Origin of the sequence: Lentzea aerocolonigenes (assembly GCF_000974445.1) — a bacterium.
Taxonomy (GTDB): Bacteria; Actinomycetota; Actinomycetes; order Mycobacteriales; family Pseudonocardiaceae; genus Lentzea; species Lentzea aerocolonigenes.
Map to the genome: position 1 here is coordinate 40,715 of NZ_BBOJ01000024.1, position 21,149 is coordinate 61,863.

Consider the following 21,149-nt stretch of genomic DNA (forward strand, 5'->3'; position numbering starts at 1 on the left):
GGAAAATGACATCGTTTGCGGGAGACTTGGTTAAGGATTACCCAGGGTGGTCATGGGGCCGCTTTGGCCACTTTCCAGGCCCAAGCGACGAGTGGGATCTGCAGTGGCAGGCGACCATACGCCAGGGCGCGGGCTTTCGGCGACTTGTCGCGGAAGTCCAGAGCCATTTTCACGTTTGCGGGGAACACCGCGATGAACAACGCGGCGGCTGCCAGGGCTCCCAGGCGGCGGGTTCGCGGGGTCGCCACGGCTGCGGCCACGGCCAGTTCGGCGACGCCGGACGCGTAGGTCCACTGCCTCGGGGTGCCGGGGAGGGCTCGCGGGACGATCGCGTCGTAGTACTTCGGCCTGGTGAAGTGGGTGGTCCCCGCCAGGCTCAGCAGTGCGGCGAGCGCCATCGCCGACCGCGCTCGGGAACGGTTCGGTTCCATGCGGTCACCCTGTCATGCCTACGCCGCGTAGGCGAGATCGGGCTGGCCTATTCTCCACGAGCGTGGCAGGTGATTCTCATCATCCCGAACGCGCCGCTGTTGCCGCGCTGAGCGATTCCTTCGTCGCGGGACTCTGCGAGTGGATCAAGATTCCGTCGATCGGCGCCGATCCGGCGCACGTGCCTGACGTGCGGAGATCTGCCGAGTGGCTGGCCGCTCAGCTCAGAGCGGACGGCTGGCCGGAGGTCCGGGTCTGGGGCGACGGGCCCGCGCTTCCCGCCGTGTTCGCCTGCTGGCCCGCCGCGGATCCCGAGGCGCCGACCGTGCTCGTCTACGGCCATCACGACGTGCAGCCCGTCGATCCTGTCGAACGCTGGCAGCATTCGCCGTTCGTGCCCGTGATCAGCGGTGACGAGCTGTTCGGCAGGGGCGCGAGCGACGACAAGGGGCAGGTCCTGATGCACCTGCTCGCGGTCAAGGCGCATCTGGCGGCGACCGGGCGGAATGCGCCGGACGTCACGCTGAAACTCTTCGTCGAAGGCGAGGAGGAATCCGGTTCGCCGCATTTGCGAAAGCTCCTCGACGATCACCGGAATGATCTCGACTGCGATCTTGTCGTGTTCACGGACACCGCGCTTCACGAACGGGACGCACCGACGGTCAACACGGGGCAGCGCGGTGTTCTCGCCGGCGAGATCACGTTCTTCGGCGGCACCGACGACGTTCATTCCGGGCGTGCGGGCGGTGCGATCCCGAATCCCGCGACCGCGCTCGCACGACTGGTCGCAGCGCTGCACGACGAGGACGGGCGCATCCAGCTCCCCGGCTTCTACGACGACGTCCGCGAGCCGACCGCGAAGGAGCGCGAGGACTACGCGGCGCTGCCGTTCGACGAGCAGAAGTGGCTGGCGCACAACGGCGGCGGGGCGCAGGCGCTGCACGGCGAGCCCGGTTACACGACGCTGGAACGGATCTGGGTCAGGCCGACCGCCGAGGTCAACGGGATCAGCGGTGGCTACACCGGTCCCGGCTTCAAGACGATCATCCCCGCGAGCGCCACGGCGAAGATCAGCTTCCGGCTCGTGCCCGACCAGCTGCCGGAGAACGTCGCCGACCAGCTCAAGGAGTTCGTCGCCAAGCACACGCCGCCGGGCATCAGGGCCGAGGTGAGCTTCCGCGGCGACGGTGTGCCGCCGTACGCGATCAGCCCGGACGACCCGGCGAACGCGACGGTGAAAGAGGCGGTGGAGCTGGCGTTCGGCAGCCCCGTGCGGTTCGCGCGCGCCGGCGGGTCGGGGCCGGCGGCGGTGCTGCAGGCGTGGCTCGGGGTGCCCCTCGTCTACCTCGGCGCCACCTTGCCGGATGATCGCGTCCACGCGCCGAACGAGCGCGTTGTAGTGCCGTTGCTCCTCAAAGGCGCGGAGGCGGCGGCTCACCTGTGGCGGATGTTGCCCGAGAGGTTGTCTCGATGAGCCTGACTGACGAAGCGTCGCACTCGCTCGTCGGCGTGATCAGGATGCCGGACCAGGTGCAGAGCCCGGTCCGCGCCATCCTGAAACGCGTCATCGGCGCGATGGCGGCGTTGTTGCTCGCGGTGCTGATCGTCTACCTGGACCGCGACGGCTACCGGGACGTCAACGAAGACGGCGTCTCGCTGCTCGACGCGTTCTACTACGCGACGGTGTCTCTCTCAACGACCGGCTACGGCGACATCACGCCCGCGTCGTCGTCGGCGCGACTGATCAACGTTCTGGTCATCACGCCGTTGCGGGTCCTGTTCCTGATCGTGCTGGTCGGCACGACACTAGAAGTTCTCACCGAGCGCTCCCGTCAGGCGTTGCGCATTCAGAAGTGGAGGCGGGTCGTGCGGGACCACGTCGTCGTCGTGGGTTATGGCACCAAGGGGCGATCAGCGGTCGCGGCGCTGCTCGGCGACGGTGTCGAGCCCGGCTCGATCGTCGTCGTGGACACCGTGCAGGAGTCGCTCGACGCCGCCTCCTCCATCGGGCTCGTGACGGTGCATGGCTCCGGTACGCGCAACGACGTGCTGAGGGTCGCCGGTGCGGCCCGTGCGCGCGCGATCGTCGTTGCACCGAACCGGGACGACACGGCCGTGCTGGTGACGTTGACCGCCCGCGAGCTCGCACCCAAAGCGCAGATCGTGGCGTCGGTGCGGGAACGGGAGAACGAGCACCTGCTGAAGCAGTCCGGCGCGGATTCGGTGGTCGTGTCGTCGGAAACGGCGGGCCGGCTGCTCGGCATGGCCACGGCGACGCCGTCCGTGGTCGCGATGGTCGAGGACCTGCTCACGCCCGACGCCGGGCTGGCGATCGCCGAACGCGACGTCGAGGCGAGCGAGATCGGCGGGTCGCCGCGGCACCTCTCGGACATCGTGCTGGGAGTGGTGCGGGGCGGGACCCTGTTCCGCGTCGACGCCCCGGAGGCGGACGCGATCGAGCCGGGCGATCGGCTGCTCTACGTCAAGAAGGTCACGCCCGCGGGGGAGTGACCGAGGTGCCGGTGCCCGCCTCGCCGAGGCGGGCACCGGGTGGCTGATCAGGTCAGCCGGTTATCGCGGCCACAGCCGCCACGCCTGGTCGACGTATTCCGAGCACGGGAACTGCACCAGCTGGGTGCCGTCGCTGCCTCCGCGAACGACCAGGCACTTGCCGCTGTTGGCATTCCTCACCCACAACCACTCACCCTCGACGCCCCCGTAGAAGTGGAAGGTCCAGAACTGGTCGGCGTAGTCCAGGCAAGAGAACTGGACTGCGGGTGCCTCGTTGTCAGTGCCGCGGATGAGCAGGCATTTGCCGCTGTTCCGATTGCGCAGCTGGTACTGCCCGTTGCCCTTCTCGACGAAGTCCCACTTCTGGTCGGCGTAGTCCAGGCACTGGTACTGGACGGCGGGGTTGTTGTCGGCCGCACCTTGGACCAGCATGCACTTCGAGCTGTTGTAGTTCTGCAGCCAGCGGTTGGTGGGTCCCGCTGCCGCGCCCACCTGCGCCAGATCGACCTTGTCCGGCAAGGAAACCGTCGGTTCCGCACCGGCCGGCTGGATGGCGCCGACCATGGCGAAAATCAATCCGAAGAATACGATCGCGATTCGATTTCTTGCACGCTTCAAAGGAGCCCCCAGGCTTGTGAAGGTGTCGCAACGGAATCGATCAGAGCATCGCAACAGCGGCTCGCGGAATTAATCGGGGGCGCGGTCGCGGCCGCGTTGCGGAGTTTCCCCGGCGGACCTCGATGCCCCCAGATCAGGTCCAGGAGCCACGGTATTGCGGAATCCTATACGGCGAAAGCGCCCGAATGGCCGAGGCGATTGCTCAAGAAACCGAGCTCTGCCGCGGACTCGGCATCACGGCCGGCGCGCGCAGAGGCGCGTAGCGGAAGAGGAACGCGTAGAAGCCACCCGCCAGCGCCGCCATGCAGAGCAGCAACGCGGTGAGGCGGCGCCCGACCGGTAGTCCGGCGGGGAGCGACGACGCTGAGGACACCATGTCGGTGCCGGTGGTGACGACTTCGACGGTCTCGCCCTTGCGGTGACCACAGCCGTCCAGTTTGGCCTGCTTCTTCTGGCCGCCCGCATCCCATTCGACGGTGTCCATGCCCTGGCCGCAAGCGCCGGTCTCGACGACGGTCGCGGCCACGGGTCTGGGAGGTTCAGAGGCGCCGAGCACCTTGGCGGGCGCCAGCAGCGCGACCGCGACACCGATCCCGACCAGTCCGACGACCAGCAGGATGAACACCCATCTGTCGGGGCTTCGCGGAACCGCCACACTGCGATGTTCGCAGACGCGGCGGTCCGCGTGGAGCCCAGGTTTATTTCGGCATCTGACGCAGCTGCTCGACCTTGATGGTCTTGCCGTCGGACACGGTTCCGGTCACAGCCACGAGGTCGCCGTTCTTCGGCTTCTCGCTCACGGACGACAGGTCCAGCGGGGTCTGCAGGCCGTCCACCTGGATCAACGTCGCGTTGTTGCCGTTGACGTCCTTGATGGTGCCCTGCTCGTGGGCCTTCGCCAACGCCACGTTCAGCGCCTTGCCGTCCTTCACGCGCACGGTCACGCGCTGGTCGGCCTTGAGCCCGGCGAGGTCGCCGCCACGCAGCTTCGTGGAGCCGTCAGTGGTCAACGACACCTCGCTGCCGTCGTCCTTGGTGATCGTGAGCTTGCCGCTCTCGACCGACTTCACCCGGCCGACGACCAGGGTGCTGTCCTTGAGCTTCGCCTTGTCCGGACGGCCGGGCTTGCCGGGGCCGCCGGGGTGGCGCTCCGCGAACGCCGCGGGAGGGCCATCGGGGTTGTCGGCCGCCGTCGCGACCGCGATGCCGCCGACGGTGAGTCCGACGGCCGCGACGACGGCGCCGGCCCACGCAGATTTCTTCGACATGTGCTCAGGGTGCGCGCGCAATCTGAGCGTGAGCTGAAGGCGAGTCGCCCGAACTCCGGATGATCAGCAGAATGGTGAGGTGTCCGCCAGGGTGTTGGTGATCGAGGACGCCGAGGCGATCGGCGCCGCGGTGTCGTCCGCGTTGCGCGAGTCGGGTTACGAGGTGCAGCACCGCCTGGACGGGCGTCAGCTGGAGGCCGATCTCGGCCGCTTCCGCCCCGACCTGGTCGTGCTCGACGTGATGCTGCCCGGCCGCGACGGCTTCCAGCTGCTCGAGGTCATCCGCCGTTCCTCCGGCGCCGGGGTGGTCATGCTGACCGCCCGCGACGGCGTGCCGGACCGGTTGCGCGGGCTCTCCGGCGGCGCCGACGACTACGTGGGCAAGCCGTTCGTGCTGGCAGAACTGGTGGCGCGGGTGTCGGCCGTGTTGCGCAGGCTCGGGCGCACGCCGTCGACGGTGCAGGTCGGCGACCTGGTCGTGGACGCCGACGCCGGTGTCGTGATGCGCGCCGACCAGCCGATCGAGCTGACCGCCACCGAACTGCGGCTGCTCGTGTACCTGGCGGCCCAGCGCGGGCGCGTCGTGTCGAAGACGCAGATCCTCACGGCCGTGTGGGGGTACGAGGACTACGACCCGAACCTGGTCGAGGTCCACGTTTCCGCCGTGCGCCGCAAGACCGAGGAACACGGGCCACGGCTCGTGCACACCGTGCGTGGTCTTGGGTACGTGTTGCGGGCTGAGGAATGAACCTCCGCACGGTCTCGTTGCGGCGGCGGGTCGCCGTGTCGGTGCTGCTGGTGCTGTTCCTGGTGCTCGTCGCGTTGGTGATCGGGGTCGACCGGACGTTCGCCGGGCAGTCCTCCCGTGATGTCGAAGGGGTGCTGCGGGACCTCGAGACGCGTGCGGTCACCTCGGTGCTGCGGGGAGCACCGCCACGTGAGGTCGTGCGGCAGCTGTCGAAGAAGAACGGCGTCCAGGTGACCGTGGAGTTGCCCAACGGCACGTCTTTCGGGGACGCGCCGGAGGACGGGCAGTACCAGCGCAAGGCGCGCACCATCAACGGCAACAGGTTCACCTTCTACGCGGACACCGAGGCGATCTCGCAGGCGCAGGTCCGGTTGCGGAAGCTGCTGGTGCTGCTGGGGCTCGGGGCGATCGCCGTCACCGGGCTGTTGATGATCGTGGTGGTGCGGCGGGCCTTGGCGCCGTTGGACGCCATGACGTCGTTGGCGCAGGCCATTGCCGCCGGGCATCGGGGCGGGCGGCTGAACCCCTCGCGCACCGACACCGAACTGGGGCGCACCGCGGCCGCTTTCGACGGGATGCTGGACTCGCTGGAGGGCTCCGAGCAGCGCACGAGGCGGTTCGTCGCGGACGCTGCCCACGAGCTGCGCACACCGATCACCGGGGTGCAGGCCGTGGCCGAGGCGCTGGTGCAGGCGCCGGTGGACTCGCCCGACCGGGACCAGATGTCGTTCCTGCTGGTGCGGGAGGCGCGACGGGCCGGGCGGCTGGTGGACGACCTGCTGGCGCTGGCCCAGCTGGACGCCGGGTACGAGATGCAGCGCGAACCGGTGGACCTGCTCGGGCTGGCCGAGGCCGAGGTCGCCAGGACCCGGTACGTGGCACCCGACTTCGACATCGCCGCCGAAGGCGTCTCGGTCACCGTTCACGGCGACGGGCAGAGGCTGGCCCAGGTGCTCGCGAACCTGGTGGACAACGCCCGGCAGGCCACCGGCCCGTCCGGAACCGTGCGAATTCGCGTCGACCTGACGGGATTCACCGTCTCCGACAACGGACCCGGCGTGCCCGAGGCCGAACGCGAGCGGATCTTCGACCGGCTCGTGAGGCTCGACGACGCACGGGACCGGCGGTCCGGCGGGTCCGGGCTGGGGCTCGCCATCGCCCGCGGGGTGGTGCGGGCTCACGGTGGCGAGCTGACCTGTGAGCCGTCGGAGAACGGGGCCGTGTTCCGGGTGACCTTGCCGGTCGCGCGGCCTTCCTAACCGACTTTGTCCGCCGGTGCCGCGAAGGTGTTGCACGCCGTCGTCGTGTTGCTCTTGAAGCCCGCGGTCGCCCACTGCGCCTGGTTCGCCGCTGAGCCGTGAGCGTTGTTCTCCGGCTTTTCCTCCACGGCGTACTGGAAGTCTTCCTGCGCCTGGCGGGCCAGGTTCGTCGTCACCGAGCCCCGGCCCTGCGCGCTGGTGAGGAACATTCCGGCGAAGCAGTTCGCCTGCAGCTCGATCCGGCGTGACATCTCCAGGCCAGCCGGGGTCTTCTCGCCAGCGTCGGTGATCTTCAGGTCCGCTGCCCGCAGCAGACCGGTCAGCGCCTGGACGTGGTGGCCGTACTCGTGGGCCAGCGTCGCCAGGTGGGTGGCCGGGGCGTCACCGCCGCCGTTCTCGCGCAGGCGGCTGGTCGGCATGTAGATCGTGCGGTTGCGGCCGCAGTAGTAGGCCACCGCGTGATCCGACTCCGGGGCGGCGCCGCACGGGCCGTCCTTCAGGTCGGGAGAAGCGTCCAGGGACGGCTTCTCGAACGGCATGTTCGCCGCCGTCAGGAGAGGGCCCCAGGCCGCGTCGAGGCACTCGACGCCCGCCGCGTAGTACGCCGCCAGCTGCTTGTCCGTGGTGGCGAACTGGGGGAGCGTGCAGGTGATCGGGGCCAGGGAGGCCGCGTTCACCAGGACCGGGTGGTCCGCCAGGCGGTAGACGGCTCGCGGGCGGATCGGGGTCGACGGTTCCGTCGACGTGACCGGCGCCGGGCGCGAACCCGCCAGGGCGTGACCCGTCACCACTCTCGGGCGACTCAGTTGACCGATTCCGAGGACGAAGGCGACCACCAGCACGAACACTCCCGCGAGGACCACCGGGTTGTTCTTGGCCGGTTGGGTCACGTTCGCCCCTTTCTAGGAGACAGAGCCCGGGTCCGCTGCCCAGGTGTTGCACTCCGACGCCTTGTTCGACTTGTAACCGCGGTCCACCCAGGTGGCGTTGTTCTCGGGTGTGCCGTGGTCCTTGGTCGGATAGATGTCGTAGTCGCCCCGGTTGCCCGCGTCGGTCAGACCCACCCGGATCACGTCCATGGGCACCGCTCCGTGTGAGAGCGGGGCCAGGGTCATGCCTCCGAAGCAGGTTGCTTGCAGCTCCATCCGGCGGTTCAGGTCGAGGCCCTTCGGAGTATCCCACCCTCCCGCGTCGTACTGCGCGCGGTCCGACGCTTTCAGCATTCCGGTGAGCCACTGGATGTGGTGGCCGTACTCGTGGGCGAGCTGGCCCAGGTACTTGCCGGGGTGGTTCGGGTTGTTCGGGTTGCGTTCGGCGGCGTAGGCGTTGGCCGTCCAGTAGATGCCGCCCTGGCAGTACCGCGCGGTCTGGTCGGGGCGCACGGTGCCGCACGGGTACTGCGACGTCTCGGTGACGACGTGCAGCTCAACGGGCTGGTACGGGAGGTTGGCCGCCTGCAGCGCAGGCTTCCACATGCTCTCGATGCACGGCAGGGCCGCCCGCAGGAAGCGGTCCTGGCCCGCCGGCGAGTAGTCCATCGCCGGAAGCGGGCAGCCGGAGATCGTGTTCGCGCCGAAGGCCGGCTTCAGGAACGGGTGGTCGGCCAGCGTGTAGACGGCCTTCGGGCCCGCCTGCGCCGGCTGGGACGTCTGCGTGCGCGAGGCCGACGGACGTGACGGCGTGGTCGTCGTCGTGGTGGCCTCGGTGGTGGTGGGGGCAGCCGTGAGGGTCGGGCTGTACGTCGTGTAGTTCGAGTAGCCCGTGTCCTTGAACTTGCTGTTCAAGGTCGCCGCGAACACGCCGACCGCACCCAGGCCGAGGATCACCACGCCGCCGAGGATCAGCGCGACCACCGGGCCGTTGTTCTTGCGGCGCGGCGGTGGCATTACCGGGTACGGCGCGTAGCCGTTGGGCGGCGCGCCCCACGTCGGTTGCGGCGGCGGCATCACCTGGCCGGGCGGCGGCGGACCGTAGTGGCCGTACTGGCCAGGAGGGGGTCCCTGTGGTGGTGGCGCGCCGTACGGAGGAGGTGGCGGGCCTTGTGGCGGACGCTGCTGCCCGAGTGGTGCGGGCATCGGCGGCGGGCCGACCGGGCGTGGCGGCGGCCAACTGCCCGGCGGCGGTGGTTGCGTCATCGCCTGAGGTCCCCCCATTGGTGAGCCTGGGTCGGGTACGAGCATAGGCGGACAGAGATCGCGCGTCCCCCGACCGGGCTAACGCGTCCCGTCCACGTTTCTTCAGACGCGCGGGTCGGCGGATCGGTTCACGAGACGTCCGCGGAACTCGCCGCCCAGGTGTTGCAGGCCTTGATGTTGTTCTGCTTGTGGCCGTGCATCACCCAACGCTCGTTGTTCGGCGCGCTGCCGTGGTCTGGCGTGCGGTTGTAGTCGCCGCGTTGGCCCGCGTCTGTCAGACCGGTGTTCACGACGTCCATGGGCACGACGTTCTTGTGCGAGAACGGCGCCAGCGTCATGCCGCCGAAGCAGGTCGCCTGGAGCTCCAGCCTCCGGTTGAGCTCGAGACCCTTGGTGGTGTCGAAGCCGCCCACGTCGTACTGGGCCTGGTCGGCGGCGCGCATCATGCCGGTGAGCCACTGGACGTGGTGGCCGTACTCGTGGCCGAGCTGGCCGAGGTACACGCCGGGGTGCCGCGTCCCGTTCTGCTCGTTGGCGTAGAAGTTGCCCGGCCAGTAGATGACGCCGCGGCAGAACATCGCGGTCGTGTCGGCCCTGCGCGAGCCGCAGGGCGTCTGCGTGCTGCCGGTGAACACCTGGAGCTCCACCGGCTGGTACGGCAGGTTGGCCGCCTTCAACGCCGGCTGCCACGCCTTCTCGATGCACGGCAGCGCGGCCGACAGGAACCGCTCCTCGCCCGCCGGGTTGTACTCCATCCTCGGCAGCGGGCAGGAGTCGAAGTCGTTCGCGCCGACGTTCGTGGCGAAGATCGGGTGGTCGGCGAGCTTGTAGACGGCCTTCGGACCGACCGGGGTCGACGGGGTGGAGGTCCTGGTCGACGACGTGGTTGTTGTCGTGGTGGTCGTTGTCGTCGTGGTGCTCGTGTAGGAGTAGGTCGGGCTGTACGTCGTGTAGTTCGAGTAGCCCGAGTCCTTCACCTTGCTGTTCAACGCGGCTGCGAAGACGCCCACGGCGCCGAGGCCGAGGACCACCACGCCGCCGAGCACCAGGGCCAGGATCGGGCCGCTGCTGCTCTTGCGGGGCATGGGCGGGTACGGCGCGTATCCGGGGTGCGGGTGGTGGCCCCAGGTCGGCTGCGGTGGGGGCATGACCGGGCGCGGCGGTGGCAGGGGTGCGCGGCCGGGCGGCGGGGCGTACGGAGGTGGGTTCGGCGGTCGCAGCTGCGGCGGGCCCACGGGTGGCGGGCTCGCGGGTGGTGGACCGTATGGAGGAGGAGGCGAACTCACCGGGCGCATCCCCGGCGGCGGTCCTTGGACCGGGTGCGCAGGCGCGGGCGGCCGGCCCTGAACAGGGCGCGCAGGCACGGGCGGCGGCCCCTGGACCGGGCGGGGAGGCATCGGCGGCCCGTACGGTGGTGCTGCGGGCACGGGCGGCGGACCGACCGGGCGTGGTGGCGGAAAACTGCCCGGCGGCGGTGGCGTTGTCATCGCCGAAAATCCCCCAGATGGCGTCTGTTCGAAAGTCCGCCGGAGCATATGAGGACTCCAGTATTGTCCGCAGCCGTGTTGAAGAACTGGGGAGTGGCGATCTTCGCCGCGGCCGCGCTGACGTCCGTCATGACCGTCGGGACGGCTGCCGGCGCGCTCGCGCAGCCGCTGCCGGGGACCGTCAGCACCGAGGTGCGGATGAAGCTGGAGCGCGACTCCAGGCTCTCCGTCACCGAGACCGTCCACGTGCCGGACGGCAAGACGGTGAAGCGGACCGTCCCCTTGCGACTCGCGGTCGGCAACGACCTCGAGCGCCAGTACCAGGTCACCGACGCGAGGGTCGAGGGCAAGGGCAGCGCGAACGTCAGCGGTGACAAGTTCTCCGTCACGCTCGAGGGCGGGCAGGCCACGCTGACCTACACGGTCGTCGGCGCGGTCGCACCCGTCGGCGACGCGCTCGAGGTGCGCTGGCAGGTCGCCGGTGGCTGGGACACCGAGCTCGACAAGGTCGCCGTCACGTTCTCCGCACCGGACTCCCCGACGTCGGTCAACTGCCTCGCGGGACCCGTCGGCTCGTCGCAGCCCTGCACGAGCGCGGACCTCGCGGACGGCAAGGGCGTGCGGGCGCAGGAGATCAAGCTCGGCGCGGGGGAACGGGTCGACGTCGCGATCGGACTGTCCGCCGGGGTCGTGCCGCCCAACGCCGTCGTGGTCGAGCAGTCCGGGCTGGCCGCCGCCTTCGCGCTCACCCCGATCAGCGGCGCCGCGCTCGGCGGGCTCCTCGTCCTGCTGCTCGGCGGTGTCGCGCTGCTGTGGTACCTGCGCGGCCGGGACGCGGCGGCGCTCGCCAGCGAGGTCGGCGCGGTCAGCGTCCTCGTGCGCGACCAGAACAACAGGGTCGCGTTCGCCTCTCCCGACGGTGTGCTGCCCGGCCAGGTCGGCACCGTCGTCGACGAGCACGTGGACGTCGTCGACGTGACCGCCACGGTCATCGACCTCGCCGTGCGCAACTACCTGTGGATCGCCGAGACAGAGGGCCACGACTGGCAGATCGTGCGCCGCAACCCGGCCGACGCCTCGCTGTCCGGCTACGAGCGGGCCGTCTACGAAGCCCTTCTGCCGCAGGGCGTCGACGCCGTGACGGTGTCCGAGCTGCGCGGCCGGCGGATCGATCTGGCCCGCGTCCGCGACGAGCTGTACGCGGACGTCGTGGAGAAGCGCTGGTTCGTGCGCCGCCCCGACGCCGAACGCAGCCTGTTCTGGTGGGTCGGTGTCGTGATCGCGGTCCTCGGCCTGGTCGCGACCGTCGTGCTGGCGCTGACGGTCGGCAACGCGCTGTTCGGGCTCGCCGTCGCGGTCGGTGGTGTAGCGCTGGCGTTCGGCGCGCGGTCGATGCCCGCCCGCACCAAGCGCGGCAGTGAGCTGCTGGAGCACGTCCGGGGCCTGCGCGGCTACCTGCACGGCGTGACGCCGGACGACGTTCCCGAGGAGGACCGCGAGCTCGTGTTCTCCCGCTCGCTGCCGTACGCGGTGGTGCTCGGCGAGACCGAGGGGTGGCTGACCAAGTTCGGGCAGCAGGACCTCTACTGGTACGGGAACGCGGAAACCAGCACAGACTTCCGGCGCAGCTTCCCCGCGTTCCTCGGGGCGCTCGACGGCGTGCTCGCCCAGGCGGGCCACCTTCGATCGCTCCGGGCGCCGAACCCGTAGGCTTGCCTGCATGGCCTCACCCGAACTGCACAGGTTCACGTTGCCCAACGGCCTGCGGGTGGTGCTCGCCCCCGACGCCAGCGCACCGGTCGTCGGCGTCAGCGTGCACTACGACGTCGGCTTCCGCTCCGAGCCGGAGGGGCGCACCGGCTTCGCGCACCTCTTCGAGCACCTGATGTTCCAGGGCAGCGAGAGCCTGGAGAAGCTGGCCCACTTCCGGCACGTGCAGTCGTCGGGCGGCACGTTCAACGGGTCCACGCACCCGGACTACACGGACTACTACCAGGTGCTGCCGAGCGCGGCGCTGGAGCGGGCGCTGTTCCTCGAAGCCGACCGCATGCGCGCGCCGAAGCTCACCGAGGAGAACCTCCGCAACCAGATCGACGTGGTGAAGGAGGAGATCCGGCTCAACGTGCTGAACCGCCCGTACGGCGGGTTCCCCTGGATCCTCCTGCCCGCGGTGCTGTTCAAGACGTTCGCCAACGCGCACAACGGCTACGGCGACTTCGTCGACCTGGAGAGCGCCACAGTCGACGACTGCGCGGAGTTCTTCGACACCTACTACAGCCCGGCGAACGCGGTGCTGACGGTGGCGGGCGACCTCGACGTCGAAGCCACGAAGGCGTTGGTGGAGAAGCACTTCGGTGACGTGCCCGCACGTCCGAAGCCGGAGCGCCCCTCGTTCGCCGAGCCCGCCCCGCAGGGTGAGGTGCGCCACGAGCACGGCGACGCGCTGGCCCCGCTGCCCGCGATCGCGATCGGCTACCGCGTCCCGGACCCGGTCACCGACATCGACGGCTACCTCGCGTACCTGGTGCTCGCCGGCGTGCTGACCGACGGTGACAGCTCCCGCCTGCAGCAGCGCCTGGTGCACCGCGAGGGCATCGTGATCGACCTGAACGCCGGCTGCGGCCTGTTCGGCCCGCTCGAGGCCCGCGACCCGGACACGTTCAGCATCACCGCGATCCACACCGCCGAGGTCTCGCCCGACCAGGTCATCGCCGCCATCGACGAGGAACTGCAGAAGCTCGCGCAGGAACCGCCGTCGGCGGAGGAGCTCGCGAAGGTCACGGCCCGCTGGGCGTCGACCATGCACAAGGAGCACGACCGGCTCACGAACCGCACGCTGGGCCTCGGCTCCGCGGAGCTGCTGTTCGGCCGCGCCGAGCTGATCTACGAACTGCCCGAGCGGATCGCCGCGGTGACCGTGGACGAGGTGTCCGCCGCGGCCAAGGCGCTGCGTCCCGACGCCCGCGCCCTTCTCTTCGTCAAGCCCACCGGAGGAGCTCAGTGACCGTCTCAATTTCTTCTCCGGGGCAAAAGACCCACCGGTCGGCAGAAGAGATCGGACGCACCGAGGTCGGCCCGCGTCCGCTGCCGGAGCTGGGCTCGCAGAAGGCGGCCGCTGATCTGTCCACTGTGGACACCGTGCTGCCGAACGGCCTGCGCGTCATCGCGATCAAGCGCGCCACCGTGCCGATGGTCGAGCTGCGGCTGCGCGTCCCGTTCGCGGACCCGGCGACCTCCAGCGAGGGCTCTGCGCACTCGGCGCAGGCGGAGATCCTCGCGAACACCGTGCTGACCGGCACCGCGACCCGTTCGCGCGTGCAGATCGACACCGAGCTGGCGCTGGTCGGCGGCGAGCTCGACTCCGTGGTCGACCCGGAGCGCCTCAGCTTCACCGGCAACGCGCTGGCCACGGGCCTGGGCACCGTGCTGGACGTGCTGCGCGACGTGCTGACGTCGGCGGCGTACCCGGCCGACGAGCTGGAGCGCGAGCGCGCCCGTCTCGTCGAGCGCATCACGCTCGCCCGCTCGCAGCCGAACGTCATCGCGCGGGAGGCGTTGCAGAAGAAGCTGTACGGCGACCACCCGTACGCCAAGGAGATGCCGGAGGCCGACGAGGTCGCCGCCGTCACCCGTGACGAAGTGGTGGCGTTGCACGCCAAGGCGTTGCTGCCGCGCGGCTCGGTCTTCGTGATCGTCGGCGACGTGGAGCCGGCCGAGGCCGTCGCGCAGGTCGGCGAGGCGCTGGGCGCGTGGCAGGGCGAGGGCGAGGCCGTTCAGCTGCCGCCGTTGCCCGCCGTCGAGGGCGGCGACGTGCTGCTGGTGCACCGCGCCGGTGCCGTGCAGTCGCAGATCCGCCTCGCCGCGCAGGCGATCCCGCGCACGGACGAGCGCTACCCGGCGTTGCAGCTCGCGAACCTGGTCTACGGCGGGTTCTTCTCGTCCCGCCTGGTCGAGAACATCCGCGAGGACAAGGGCTACACCTACAGCGCCCGCTCGCACCCCGAGTTCACGATCCACGGCGCCACGCTGCTGATCGACGCGGACACGGCGTCCGACGTCACGGCCGCGGCACTGCTGGAGACCCGGTACGAGCTCGCGCGGCTCGGCATGGTGCCGCCGTCGGAGTCCGAAGTGGACGTGGCGCGCCGGTACGCGATCGGCACGCTGCTCACCAGCACGTCCTCGCAGGGCGGCCTGGCGTCGTTCGTCGTGAACCTCGTCGCGCTCGGCCTGGGCATCGACTGGCTGGTCGCGCACCCGCAGCGGCTGCAGGCCGTCACGCCGGAGCAGGTGGCCGCGGCGGCGCTGGAGTTCTTCGCGCCGGGCAACTTCACCGGTGTGCTCGTCGGTGACGCCGAGCAGCTCAAGCCGAAGCTCGCCGCGCTGGGCGGGGTCTCGTTCCAGTGAGCTTCGAGCTGGCCTCACTGCCCGCGCTGTCGCGGTTCGTGGTCGACCGGTGTGAGCCGTTGCGCGGCGACGACGAGAAGCTCGCCGCGCTCTGGCCCAAGGCCCGGATGATCGTCGTCGACACGCGTGGCCGCACGCTGGTCGCGGACCGGGGCACGCGGCTGGCCGACCGGCCGGCCGTGGACTTCGGCGACCAGCCGCCCGTGAACGCCGTCCTGCTGGGTGAGCAGGACGGCGTGGCGTACTTCGCCGTGCAGATGCCCGCCGAGGAAGACGAGCAGGTTCCGGTCGGTCGTTCGTGGGTCGCACCGGAGCTGACGGACGAGCCGCAGTGGCTCGACCTGCGGCAGTCCGGTGCGACGCTGGACGACATGTCCGCCGGGTTGTTCACGACCGCGGCGGCGTTGTTCCAGTGGCACCGGCTCGGCAAGTACTGCGCCAAGTGCGGTGCCAGGACCGTGCTGGAGAAGTCGGGCTGGGTGAGCGTCTGCTCCGGGTGCGGACGGGAGGAGTACCCGCGAACCGACTCCGCGGTGATCTGTCTCGTGCACGACGGGGCCGACCAGGTGCTCGTCGCCCGCGGGCCGGAGTGGCCGGAAGGCCGGTTCTCGGTGCTCGCCGGGTTCGTCGAGGCCGGGGAGTCGCTGGAGGCCTGCGTCGCGCGGGAGATCCTCGAAGAGGTCGGCGTGACCGTGAAGGACATCCGCTACCTCGGTTCGCAGCCGTGGCCGTTCCCCCGGTCGTTGATGATCGGCTTCGAGGCCGTCGCGGATCCGGCCGAGCCGTTGCGGCCGGCGGAGGGCGAGATCGCCGAGGCCAAGTGGGTGTCGCGGGCCGACGTCCGCAAGGCGATCGAGGAACCGGGAAGCGTTCCCGGGCTCGGGCTCGCGGGTGGCGCGTCGATCGCGTTCCGCATGCTGCAGAGCTGGTCCGGCGCGGTCTAGCCGGCGCCAGGGCTGCCGGCCGGGAACCGGGGCCGCGTCGGCCGCGGCTTCGCCTTGCTCCGCCTCGGCCGGGCCGCCCAACGAGGTCATCAGGAAGACGCCGTCCACGCCGGTGAACGCCTCGGCCGGCGAGGCCGGGTCGTCGAAGTCGCGTGGACGTCGTTGGCGTGCTTGGGTTTTCGGTTACGCGGTCACGGCGATCTTCACGAGGTGATCCTGGAGATGTAGCCGTCCGGGCGGACGGTGGCGTCGAGGCCGTCCAGCACGATGCTGGTGCCCTTGCCGTCGGACAGGTCGAGGCCGGGGACGAACGTGCCCGCGAGCGGGTGGTCGCAGCCGGTCTCGTAGCGGATGTCGGTGCCCTGGACCATCGCGGAGATGCGCCGTTTGACCTCCGGCAGGTCCAGCAGGTCGCTGAAGAGCGCGTACAGCTCGCGGGCCTGCGGGTCGGGGCGGGTGAGGGCGACCTGGGCCATGGTGTTGCGCAGCACGCGTTCCGCGACCGGGTGGCGTTCGGCGGTGTAGGTGTCGATCAGCTCGGAGTCGCCGGTCGCGAGCTTCCAGCCGAGGTTCAGCGCGTCGTGCAGGCCGAGGTTCAGGCCCTGGCCGCCGAACGGGGAGTGCACGTGGGCCGCGTCGCCCGCGAGCAGGACGTTGCCGCGGCGGTAGGTGGTGGCCTGACGGGTGTTGTCGGTCCAGACCGTCGCGGTGTGGACGGCGGTGATGCGGACGTCGCGGCCGCTGACCCGGCGCAGCGACGCTTCCAGCACCTCGCGGGTGGGTTCGCGGTTCTCGGGAGGACCGTCGTACTCGATCATCATGATCCGGCCCTGGAGCGGACCGGAGGCGTAGACGCCGGTGGGCGTGCGGTTCCAGCCGCGGTCGAGCTCGCCGTCGAGGTCGACGATCGCCTGGTAGCCGGTGAGGCTCGGGCCGGTGCCCGGGAAGTCGATGCCGGCGAGCTTGCGGACGGTGCTGCGGCCGCCGTCGCAGCCCACGACGTAGTCCGAGTCGAAGTCGAGGCTGGTCACCTCGACACCGCGGTGGATCGTGACGCCCAGTTCCAGGGTGCGGGCTTCGAGCACGCGTTCCAGGGCCTGCTGGCTCAGCATCACCAGGTCCTGACCGTCCAGTTTGAACAGTCCGGCGAAGTGGCCGGTGCTGGCGCGGTACCAGGCGAGGCGGGAGGTCTCGGCCTCGCTCGCGGCGGTGACGGCCGGGCCGAGGCCGCGCATGGCGAGCATGTCGAACGTGCGGCCGCTGATCATGTGGGCCTTGATGGTGTCGGCCTGGGTGGTGAGGCGTTCGAGCACGGTGGTGCGGACGCCCTGCAGGGCGAGTTCGCACGCGAGCAGGAGACCGACAGGGCCGGCGCCGACGACGGTGACGTCGGTTGAGGTTTTCATGCACAACATTTGACTGTGGAAATGTCGCGGTGTCAAACCTGTTTTAGGATGAGGTGGTGACGGAGCCGATCTACTCGTGGCTGTACGTGCAGCAGGGCGTCGACGCGGTGAAGGCCGCCATGGGACGCCGCATGGAGGCCGACGCCGGGTGCTCGCTGCTGGAGCACGTGGCGCTCTACCAGCTGCACCACAACGGCGGACGGCTGAAGATGCTGGAGCTCGCCGAGCTGCTGGACGTGAGCCCGTCGGGAGTCACGCGGCTGATCGAACGGCTGGTGAAGCGCGGGTGGGTGACGCGCGAGCAGCCGCCGGACAACCGGCGGCTCGTCTACGCCGTGCTCACCGAGGAGGGCGAGGAAGCGTGCCTCGGCACCACGGCGCGCGTGTACCGGGCGTCGCTCGCCGAGGAGTTCACCGGGTTGCTCAACGACCGCGACCTCGCCGACCTGCGCCGGATCGGCCGCAAGCTCCTCGAGGGGCACGGCCGGTGGGACGTGAAGCGGTTCGCGCCGTCAGAGGAGTGACGGCAGCACGTGCTCCTCGGTGACCATCAGACCCGTGGTGGCCATGGTGTCGGCCAGGTCCGGGTCCCAGCTCGCGTTCTCGGGGCGTGAGTTGAGGGTCGGCAGCTCCACGCCGCGGGCGATCAGCGTGGCGACGGCCTCGCGGTAGTCGTTCGCCGACATCCGCCACGCCGTTCCGCCCGTCCAGGCGAGGACCTCGTTGGTGGTGCGGATGCCGTCCGGCGTGAAGTCGTTGTGGCACCGCACGGTCCTGCCGTCGAGGTGGTGCTTCGCCTGTGCCGTCAGGCCGTTCGGGAGCACCACCAACGGTCCGGGCACGCCGGACTCGAGCAGGCGCGGGCTGTGGACGACGGTGACCTCATCGGTGTCCAGGGTGTCGTGCAACGTCAGGTAGCCCTGGGAGGTCAGCACCGGGTCGCTGTACGCGTCCGGCAGCACCCCGGCGCGTTCCCAGTCGGTGCCGGCGAGCCGCAACGCCTGCCGCACGACGCGGGCGAGCGGGCGGCCGTCGTCGAGATCGTTGCCCGCCAAGGCGAACCGGGTCGTCCACTGCCGGGGTTCCTGCTGGAGCCGGGCGAGGATCGACGCCGCCTGGTTCGCGATCATCGGCAACGCGGGCTGCGGGATCTTGCCGTACCTGCGCACGTGCTCGATCCACTCGGCCGCCCAGGGCGCGTGCAGCAGGCCGTGCTCGCGCAGTGCGAACCTCAGCACGGCGTCCGCGGTGGACGCCTCCTCGGTGCTCGACATCCCGACCGGCCTGCCGTGCACGGACTCCAGGACCTCGGGCAGGGTGCTGCCGTGCGCGCGGACGTGTTCGTCGAGACGTGCCAGTGAGATCTGACGACGCGCCGGGTGCGCGACCGGTTTGCGGAGGAGCTCGCCGAGCGCGGTCGCGGTGCGGGCGTCCTCGACGCGGAAGCTGAACGCCGAGCGGCCGCCGCCCTCCATCGTCTCGCGGGCGAGGCGCCAGAACTCTGCCAGCTCAGGGCGGTCGAACTCAGTCACGACGCCAACTTAGGCCTTGACTTCCGGACGTCGTGAGCGGACCGTACCTAACCATGAGCGCCGCACCTAATCGCGATAGGCAAGCCGAACGGCGTGAGGCCACCCGAAGAGAGATAGTCGACGCCGCGTGGGAGATCGCGCGCCGCGACGGGCTGGGTGCCGTCACGTTGCGCGAGGTCGCGGCCATGATCGGCATGCGCTCACCGTCGCTGTACTCGCACTTCGACTCGAAGAACGCTATCTACGACGCGATGTTCGGCCAGGCGTGGACGCTCTTCCTCGCCGAGGCCGAGCAGAACTTCGAAGACCTGCCGGAAGCGCCGCGCGAGGCGTTGCTGGCGATCGTCCGCCACTTCTACGACTTCTCGGTCGCCGACGTGGCCCGCTACCAGCTGATGAACCAGCGCTCGATCCCCGGCTTCGTGCCGTCCGACGCTGCCTACGCGCCGTCGGTGCAGGTCATCGACCTGCTGCAGCGGACGTTCCACCGGCTCGGCATCACCGACGGTGCCGACGTCGACCTCTTCCTCGCGCTGGGCGGCGGGTTGCTCGAACGGCAGCTCGCGAACGAGCCCGGCGGCGACCGCTGGCTCCGTCAGCTGCCGCGCGTGATCGACATGTTCGCCGACGACCTCGACCTTCCCGGACCTCCGCTGAGGAGCACGACATGACTTCCGCACTCGCCACCAGACCGAGGACCTCCGCGCTCGACCGCGACACCGCGATGCGGCTCGCCGAGACCGAGTACGGACGGGTCGTCGCGCTGCTCGACGGCCTCGGGTCCCGGGACTGGGCCAGGCCCACTGACTGTCCCAGGTGGGACGTGCGCGCGATGGTCGCGCACATGCTGGGCATGGCGGAGATGTCCGCGTCCATCCGCGAGAGCCTGCGCCAGGTCAAGGCGGCGGAGAAACGCGGCGGGGTGTTCATCGACGCGCTGACCGAGCTCCAGGTCGCCGAGCGCGCGGACATGTCCCCGGCCGGCATCGCGGCCCGCTACGCCGAGGTCGCTCCACGCGCGGTCAAGGGACGGCGTCGCATGCCGTGGTTCGTGCGCAAGCAGAAGATGGGCCAGGCGCAGCAGATCAACGGCCGCGACGAGACGTGGACGCTCGGTTTCCTCGGCGACGTGATCATGACGCGTGACCCGTGGATGCACCGGGTCGACATCTCGCGGGCGGTCGGGGCGCCGCTGGTGCTCACCGCCGACCACGACGGCGTGCTCGTCGACGACGTCGTGCGCGAGTGGGCGCAGCGGCACGGCAGGCCGTTCACCCTGCACCTGACCGGTCCGGCGGGCGGCACGTGGGGCGAGGGCGGCCCGGTGCTGGAGTTCGACGCGGTCGAGTTCTGCCGCGCGCTGTCCGGACGTGGGGCCGCCCCGCTGGACACCGAGGTGCCGTTCTAGGGAACGATCCACTCAGGACGGCCGGTACACATCGGTCGCGAATACGGGGCATCCTCGTCGACACGTGAGGCGTCTACTGGGACATGAAGAAAATCCGACTGCTCGCCGCAGGGGTCACGGCGGCGGTCATGGCAACTTTCCTGGCGCCACTGCCCGCGAATGCCGACCCCCGGGCTGAGATCGCCGTGGACGCCGAGGCGGCGTTCGCCGTGTTCGACCGCAAGACCGGACGTACGACGATCGCCTGGGACGAGCACAAGCAGTACCGCTCGGCGTCGGTGGTCAAGATCCTCATCGCGCTCGACTACCTGGAGAAGCGCGGCCCTGACGCCGAAATCCCGCAGGCCGACCTGGTGCGGCTGGAGCCGATGCTGAGGTCGAGCGACGACAACGCGGCTTCGGAGCTCTGGGTCCAGGAGGGCTGGGAGAAGATCGTCGAACGCATGGTCGTGAAGCTGGGGCTCGAGGACACCGCACCGCCGGTCAAGGTCGGGTTCTGGGGCTACACGGCGCTCAGCGCGGCCGATGTCATCAAGATCTACCGTTATGTGCTCGAGCAGGCACACCCGAAGTTCCGCGATTTCATCATGGGCAACCTGCACCAGGCGACGAAGTGCGCGACCGACGGCTTCGACCAGTCGTTCGGCCTGCCGAGCGTCGTTCACGGTGCGCTGGCCTACAAGCAGGGGTGGTCGCGCTTCGGTGACACGCCGCCCAGGCCGTGTGTCGAGTCGCCCAAGCCGCCGACCTATCCCGGTGTCGGCAAGGACGGTCCGGTGGGTGAGGGCCTGCGTTCGGCCGCCGATGTCGACCTGACGCGTCCGGCGATGCACACCACCGGCACCTACGGGCGCGACGACCGCAAGATCATGGTCGTGCTCACGCTGGAGCCGGTGGGCACCACCTGGGACGTGTCCGCCGACCGGATCACCAGGCTCACGCGCGCCGTGCACCTGGCAGACCGCATCCTCGACTGACCCGTTTGAAAACGATGAAG

At 70.1% G+C, this 21,149-nt stretch carries 21 protein-coding genes; 12 read left to right on the top strand and 9 right to left on the bottom strand.

Going from position 1 to position 21,149, the window contains the following annotated elements; genetic code table 11:
- Positions 1-50: 50 nt before the first annotated feature.
- Positions 51-431 (bottom strand): DoxX family protein, encoded by a 381-nt coding sequence (locus tag AOM45_RS38890; RefSeq protein WP_030472707.1) that lies wholly within the window; start codon positions 429-431, stop codon positions 51-53.
- A 62-nt stretch (positions 432-493) separates the two neighbouring features.
- Here AOM45_RS38890 and AOM45_RS38895 point away from each other — a divergent pair, with 62 nt between their 5' ends.
- Positions 494-1,903, top strand: a complete 1,410-nt coding sequence (locus tag AOM45_RS38895) for a M20/M25/M40 family metallo-hydrolase (RefSeq protein WP_030472706.1) — start codon at positions 494-496, stop codon at positions 1,901-1,903.
- Positions 1,900-2,940 (top strand): potassium channel family protein, encoded by a 1,041-nt coding sequence (locus AOM45_RS38900; protein WP_030472705.1) that lies wholly within the window; start codon positions 1,900-1,902, stop codon positions 2,938-2,940. The genes AOM45_RS38895 and AOM45_RS38900 overlap by 4 nt, the downstream gene beginning before the upstream one ends.
- Before the next feature lie 60 nt (positions 2,941-3,000).
- Here AOM45_RS38900 and AOM45_RS38905 read toward each other — a convergent pair whose 3' ends face one another.
- From AOM45_RS38905 to AOM45_RS38915, 3 genes are all read right to left on the bottom strand, one after another.
- Positions 3,001-3,504 carry an RICIN domain-containing protein gene (locus AOM45_RS38905; RefSeq protein ID WP_030472704.1) on the bottom strand — a complete coding sequence of 168 codons (504 nt, stop codon included), beginning with the start codon at positions 3,502-3,504 and terminating at the stop codon, positions 3,001-3,003.
- Between the two features lie 256 nt (positions 3,505-3,760).
- Positions 3,761-4,213 carry a hypothetical protein gene (locus AOM45_RS38910; RefSeq protein WP_156094347.1) on the bottom strand — a complete coding sequence of 151 codons (453 nt, stop codon included), beginning with the start codon at positions 4,211-4,213 and terminating at the stop codon, positions 3,761-3,763.
- Between the two features lie 43 nt (positions 4,214-4,256).
- The gene (locus AOM45_RS38915; RefSeq protein ID WP_030472702.1) at positions 4,257-4,826 is read right to left on the bottom strand and encodes a single stranded DNA-binding domain-containing protein; all 570 of its coding nucleotides are present in this window, start codon (positions 4,824-4,826) and stop codon (positions 4,257-4,259) included.
- 79 nt (positions 4,827-4,905) lie between these two features.
- Between AOM45_RS38915 and AOM45_RS38920 the strand changes: the two genes are divergently transcribed.
- On the top strand, positions 4,906-5,574 hold the full coding sequence (locus AOM45_RS38920; protein WP_030472701.1) for a response regulator transcription factor: 669 nt from the start codon (positions 4,906-4,908) through the stop codon (positions 5,572-5,574).
- Complete coding sequence (locus AOM45_RS53605; protein ID WP_030472700.1) at positions 5,571-6,833, top strand: sensor histidine kinase; 1,263 nt, start codon at positions 5,571-5,573, stop codon at positions 6,831-6,833. Before AOM45_RS38920 ends, AOM45_RS53605 begins: the two co-directional genes overlap by 4 nt.
- Here the strand turns inward: AOM45_RS53605 and AOM45_RS38930 are convergent.
- The 3 genes from AOM45_RS38930 to AOM45_RS38940 all read right to left on the bottom strand — a co-directional run bounded on the left by AOM45_RS38930 (position 6,830) and on the right by AOM45_RS38940 (position 10,116).
- Positions 6,830-7,723: a neutral zinc metallopeptidase gene (locus tag AOM45_RS38930; protein WP_030472699.1), complete on the bottom strand. Its 894-nt coding sequence runs from the start codon at positions 7,721-7,723 to the stop codon at positions 6,830-6,832. The genes AOM45_RS53605 and AOM45_RS38930 overlap by 4 nt on opposite strands.
- Positions 7,724-7,735: 12 nt before the next feature.
- On the bottom strand, positions 7,736-8,968 hold the full coding sequence (locus AOM45_RS38935; protein ID WP_236703989.1) for a neutral zinc metallopeptidase: 1,233 nt from the start codon (positions 8,966-8,968) through the stop codon (positions 7,736-7,738).
- A 128-nt stretch (positions 8,969-9,096) separates the two neighbouring features.
- Positions 9,097-10,116: a neutral zinc metallopeptidase gene (locus AOM45_RS38940; RefSeq protein ID WP_030472697.1), complete on the bottom strand. Its 1,020-nt coding sequence runs from the start codon at positions 10,114-10,116 to the stop codon at positions 9,097-9,099.
- 414 nt (positions 10,117-10,530) lie between these two features.
- Between AOM45_RS38940 and AOM45_RS38945 the strand changes: the two genes are divergently transcribed.
- Genes AOM45_RS38945 through nudC form a run of 4 tightly spaced genes read left to right on the top strand, consistent with a single transcriptional unit; the run spans position 10,531 to position 15,806 of the window.
- The gene (locus AOM45_RS38945; protein ID WP_081902688.1) at positions 10,531-12,165 is read left to right on the top strand and encodes a DUF2207 domain-containing protein; all 1,635 of its coding nucleotides are present in this window, start codon (positions 10,531-10,533) and stop codon (positions 12,163-12,165) included.
- A 10-nt stretch (positions 12,166-12,175) separates the two neighbouring features.
- On the top strand, positions 12,176-13,459 hold the full coding sequence (locus AOM45_RS38950; RefSeq protein ID WP_030472695.1) for a M16 family metallopeptidase: 1,284 nt from the start codon (positions 12,176-12,178) through the stop codon (positions 13,457-13,459).
- A complete protein-coding gene (locus AOM45_RS38955) occupies positions 13,456-14,862 on the top strand; it encodes a M16 family metallopeptidase (protein WP_372497495.1) in 1,407 nt (468 codons plus the stop codon). Before AOM45_RS38950 ends, AOM45_RS38955 begins: the two co-directional genes overlap by 4 nt.
- Positions 14,859-15,806: an NAD(+) diphosphatase gene (nudC, locus tag AOM45_RS38960; protein ID WP_030472693.1), complete on the top strand. Its 948-nt coding sequence runs from the start codon at positions 14,859-14,861 to the stop codon at positions 15,804-15,806. Before AOM45_RS38955 ends, nudC begins: the two co-directional genes overlap by 4 nt.
- A gap of 203 nt (positions 15,807-16,009) precedes the next feature.
- On the opposite strand, the gene AOM45_RS38965 is transcribed toward nudC, so the two are convergent.
- The gene (locus tag AOM45_RS38965) at positions 16,010-17,212 is read right to left on the bottom strand and encodes an FAD-dependent monooxygenase (RefSeq protein WP_030472692.1); all 1,203 of its coding nucleotides are present in this window, start codon (positions 17,210-17,212) and stop codon (positions 16,010-16,012) included.
- A gap of 56 nt (positions 17,213-17,268) precedes the next feature.
- Between AOM45_RS38965 and AOM45_RS38970 the strand changes: the two genes are divergently transcribed.
- Complete coding sequence (locus AOM45_RS38970; RefSeq protein ID WP_156094346.1) at positions 17,269-17,736, top strand: MarR family winged helix-turn-helix transcriptional regulator; 468 nt, start codon at positions 17,269-17,271, stop codon at positions 17,734-17,736.
- On the opposite strand, the gene AOM45_RS38975 is transcribed toward AOM45_RS38970, so the two are convergent.
- Complete coding sequence (locus AOM45_RS38975) at positions 17,725-18,744, bottom strand: DUF2399 domain-containing protein (RefSeq protein WP_030472690.1); 1,020 nt, start codon at positions 18,742-18,744, stop codon at positions 17,725-17,727. The genes AOM45_RS38970 and AOM45_RS38975 overlap by 12 nt on opposite strands.
- Positions 18,745-18,797: 53 nt before the next feature.
- Here AOM45_RS38975 and AOM45_RS38980 point away from each other — a divergent pair, with 53 nt between their 5' ends.
- The 3 genes from AOM45_RS38980 to AOM45_RS38990 all read left to right on the top strand — a co-directional run bounded on the left by AOM45_RS38980 (position 18,798) and on the right by AOM45_RS38990 (position 21,129).
- Complete coding sequence (locus AOM45_RS38980) at positions 18,798-19,415, top strand: TetR/AcrR family transcriptional regulator (RefSeq protein ID WP_063757173.1); 618 nt, start codon at positions 18,798-18,800, stop codon at positions 19,413-19,415.
- Complete coding sequence (locus tag AOM45_RS38985) at positions 19,412-20,152, top strand: maleylpyruvate isomerase family mycothiol-dependent enzyme (RefSeq protein WP_035913352.1); 741 nt, start codon at positions 19,412-19,414, stop codon at positions 20,150-20,152. Before AOM45_RS38980 ends, AOM45_RS38985 begins: the two co-directional genes overlap by 4 nt.
- 83 nt (positions 20,153-20,235) lie before the next feature.
- On the top strand, positions 20,236-21,129 hold the full coding sequence (locus AOM45_RS38990; RefSeq protein WP_156094345.1) for a serine hydrolase: 894 nt from the start codon (positions 20,236-20,238) through the stop codon (positions 21,127-21,129).
- The last annotated feature ends 20 nt before the right edge of the window (positions 21,130-21,149 follow it).

Excerpts from the sequence above, each read along its gene's own strand:
- AOM45_RS38890 (WP_030472707.1), bottom strand. The coding sequence starts at position 431 with ATGGAACCGAACCGTTCCCGAGCGCGGTCGGCGATGGCGCTCGCCGCA.
- AOM45_RS38900 (WP_030472705.1), top strand. The coding sequence starts at position 1,900 with ATGAGCCTGACTGACGAAGCGTCGCACTCGCTCGTCGGCGTGATCAGG.
- AOM45_RS38905 (WP_030472704.1), bottom strand. The coding sequence starts at position 3,504 with ATGGTCGGCGCCATCCAGCCGGCCGGTGCGGAACCGACGGTTTCCTTG.
- AOM45_RS38915 (WP_030472702.1), bottom strand. The coding sequence starts at position 4,826 with ATGTCGAAGAAATCTGCGTGGGCCGGCGCCGTCGTCGCGGCCGTCGGA.
- AOM45_RS53605 (WP_030472700.1), top strand. The coding sequence starts at position 5,571 with ATGAACCTCCGCACGGTCTCGTTGCGGCGGCGGGTCGCCGTGTCGGTG.
- AOM45_RS38935 (WP_236703989.1), bottom strand. The coding sequence starts at position 8,968 with ATGACGCAACCACCGCCGCCGGGCAGTTGGCCGCCGCCACGCCCGGTC.
- AOM45_RS38940 (WP_030472697.1), bottom strand. The coding sequence starts at position 10,116 with ATGCCCCCACCGCAGCCGACCTGGGGCCACCACCCGCACCCCGGATAC.
- AOM45_RS38950 (WP_030472695.1), top strand. The coding sequence starts at position 12,176 with ATGGCCTCACCCGAACTGCACAGGTTCACGTTGCCCAACGGCCTGCGG.
- AOM45_RS38965 (WP_030472692.1), bottom strand. The coding sequence starts at position 17,212 with ATGAAAACCTCAACCGACGTCACCGTCGTCGGCGCCGGCCCTGTCGGT.
- AOM45_RS38980 (WP_063757173.1), top strand. The coding sequence starts at position 18,798 with ATGAGCGCCGCACCTAATCGCGATAGGCAAGCCGAACGGCGTGAGGCC.
- AOM45_RS38985 (WP_035913352.1), top strand. The coding sequence starts at position 19,412 with ATGACTTCCGCACTCGCCACCAGACCGAGGACCTCCGCGCTCGACCGC.
- AOM45_RS38990 (WP_156094345.1), top strand. The coding sequence starts at position 20,236 with ATGAAGAAAATCCGACTGCTCGCCGCAGGGGTCACGGCGGCGGTCATG.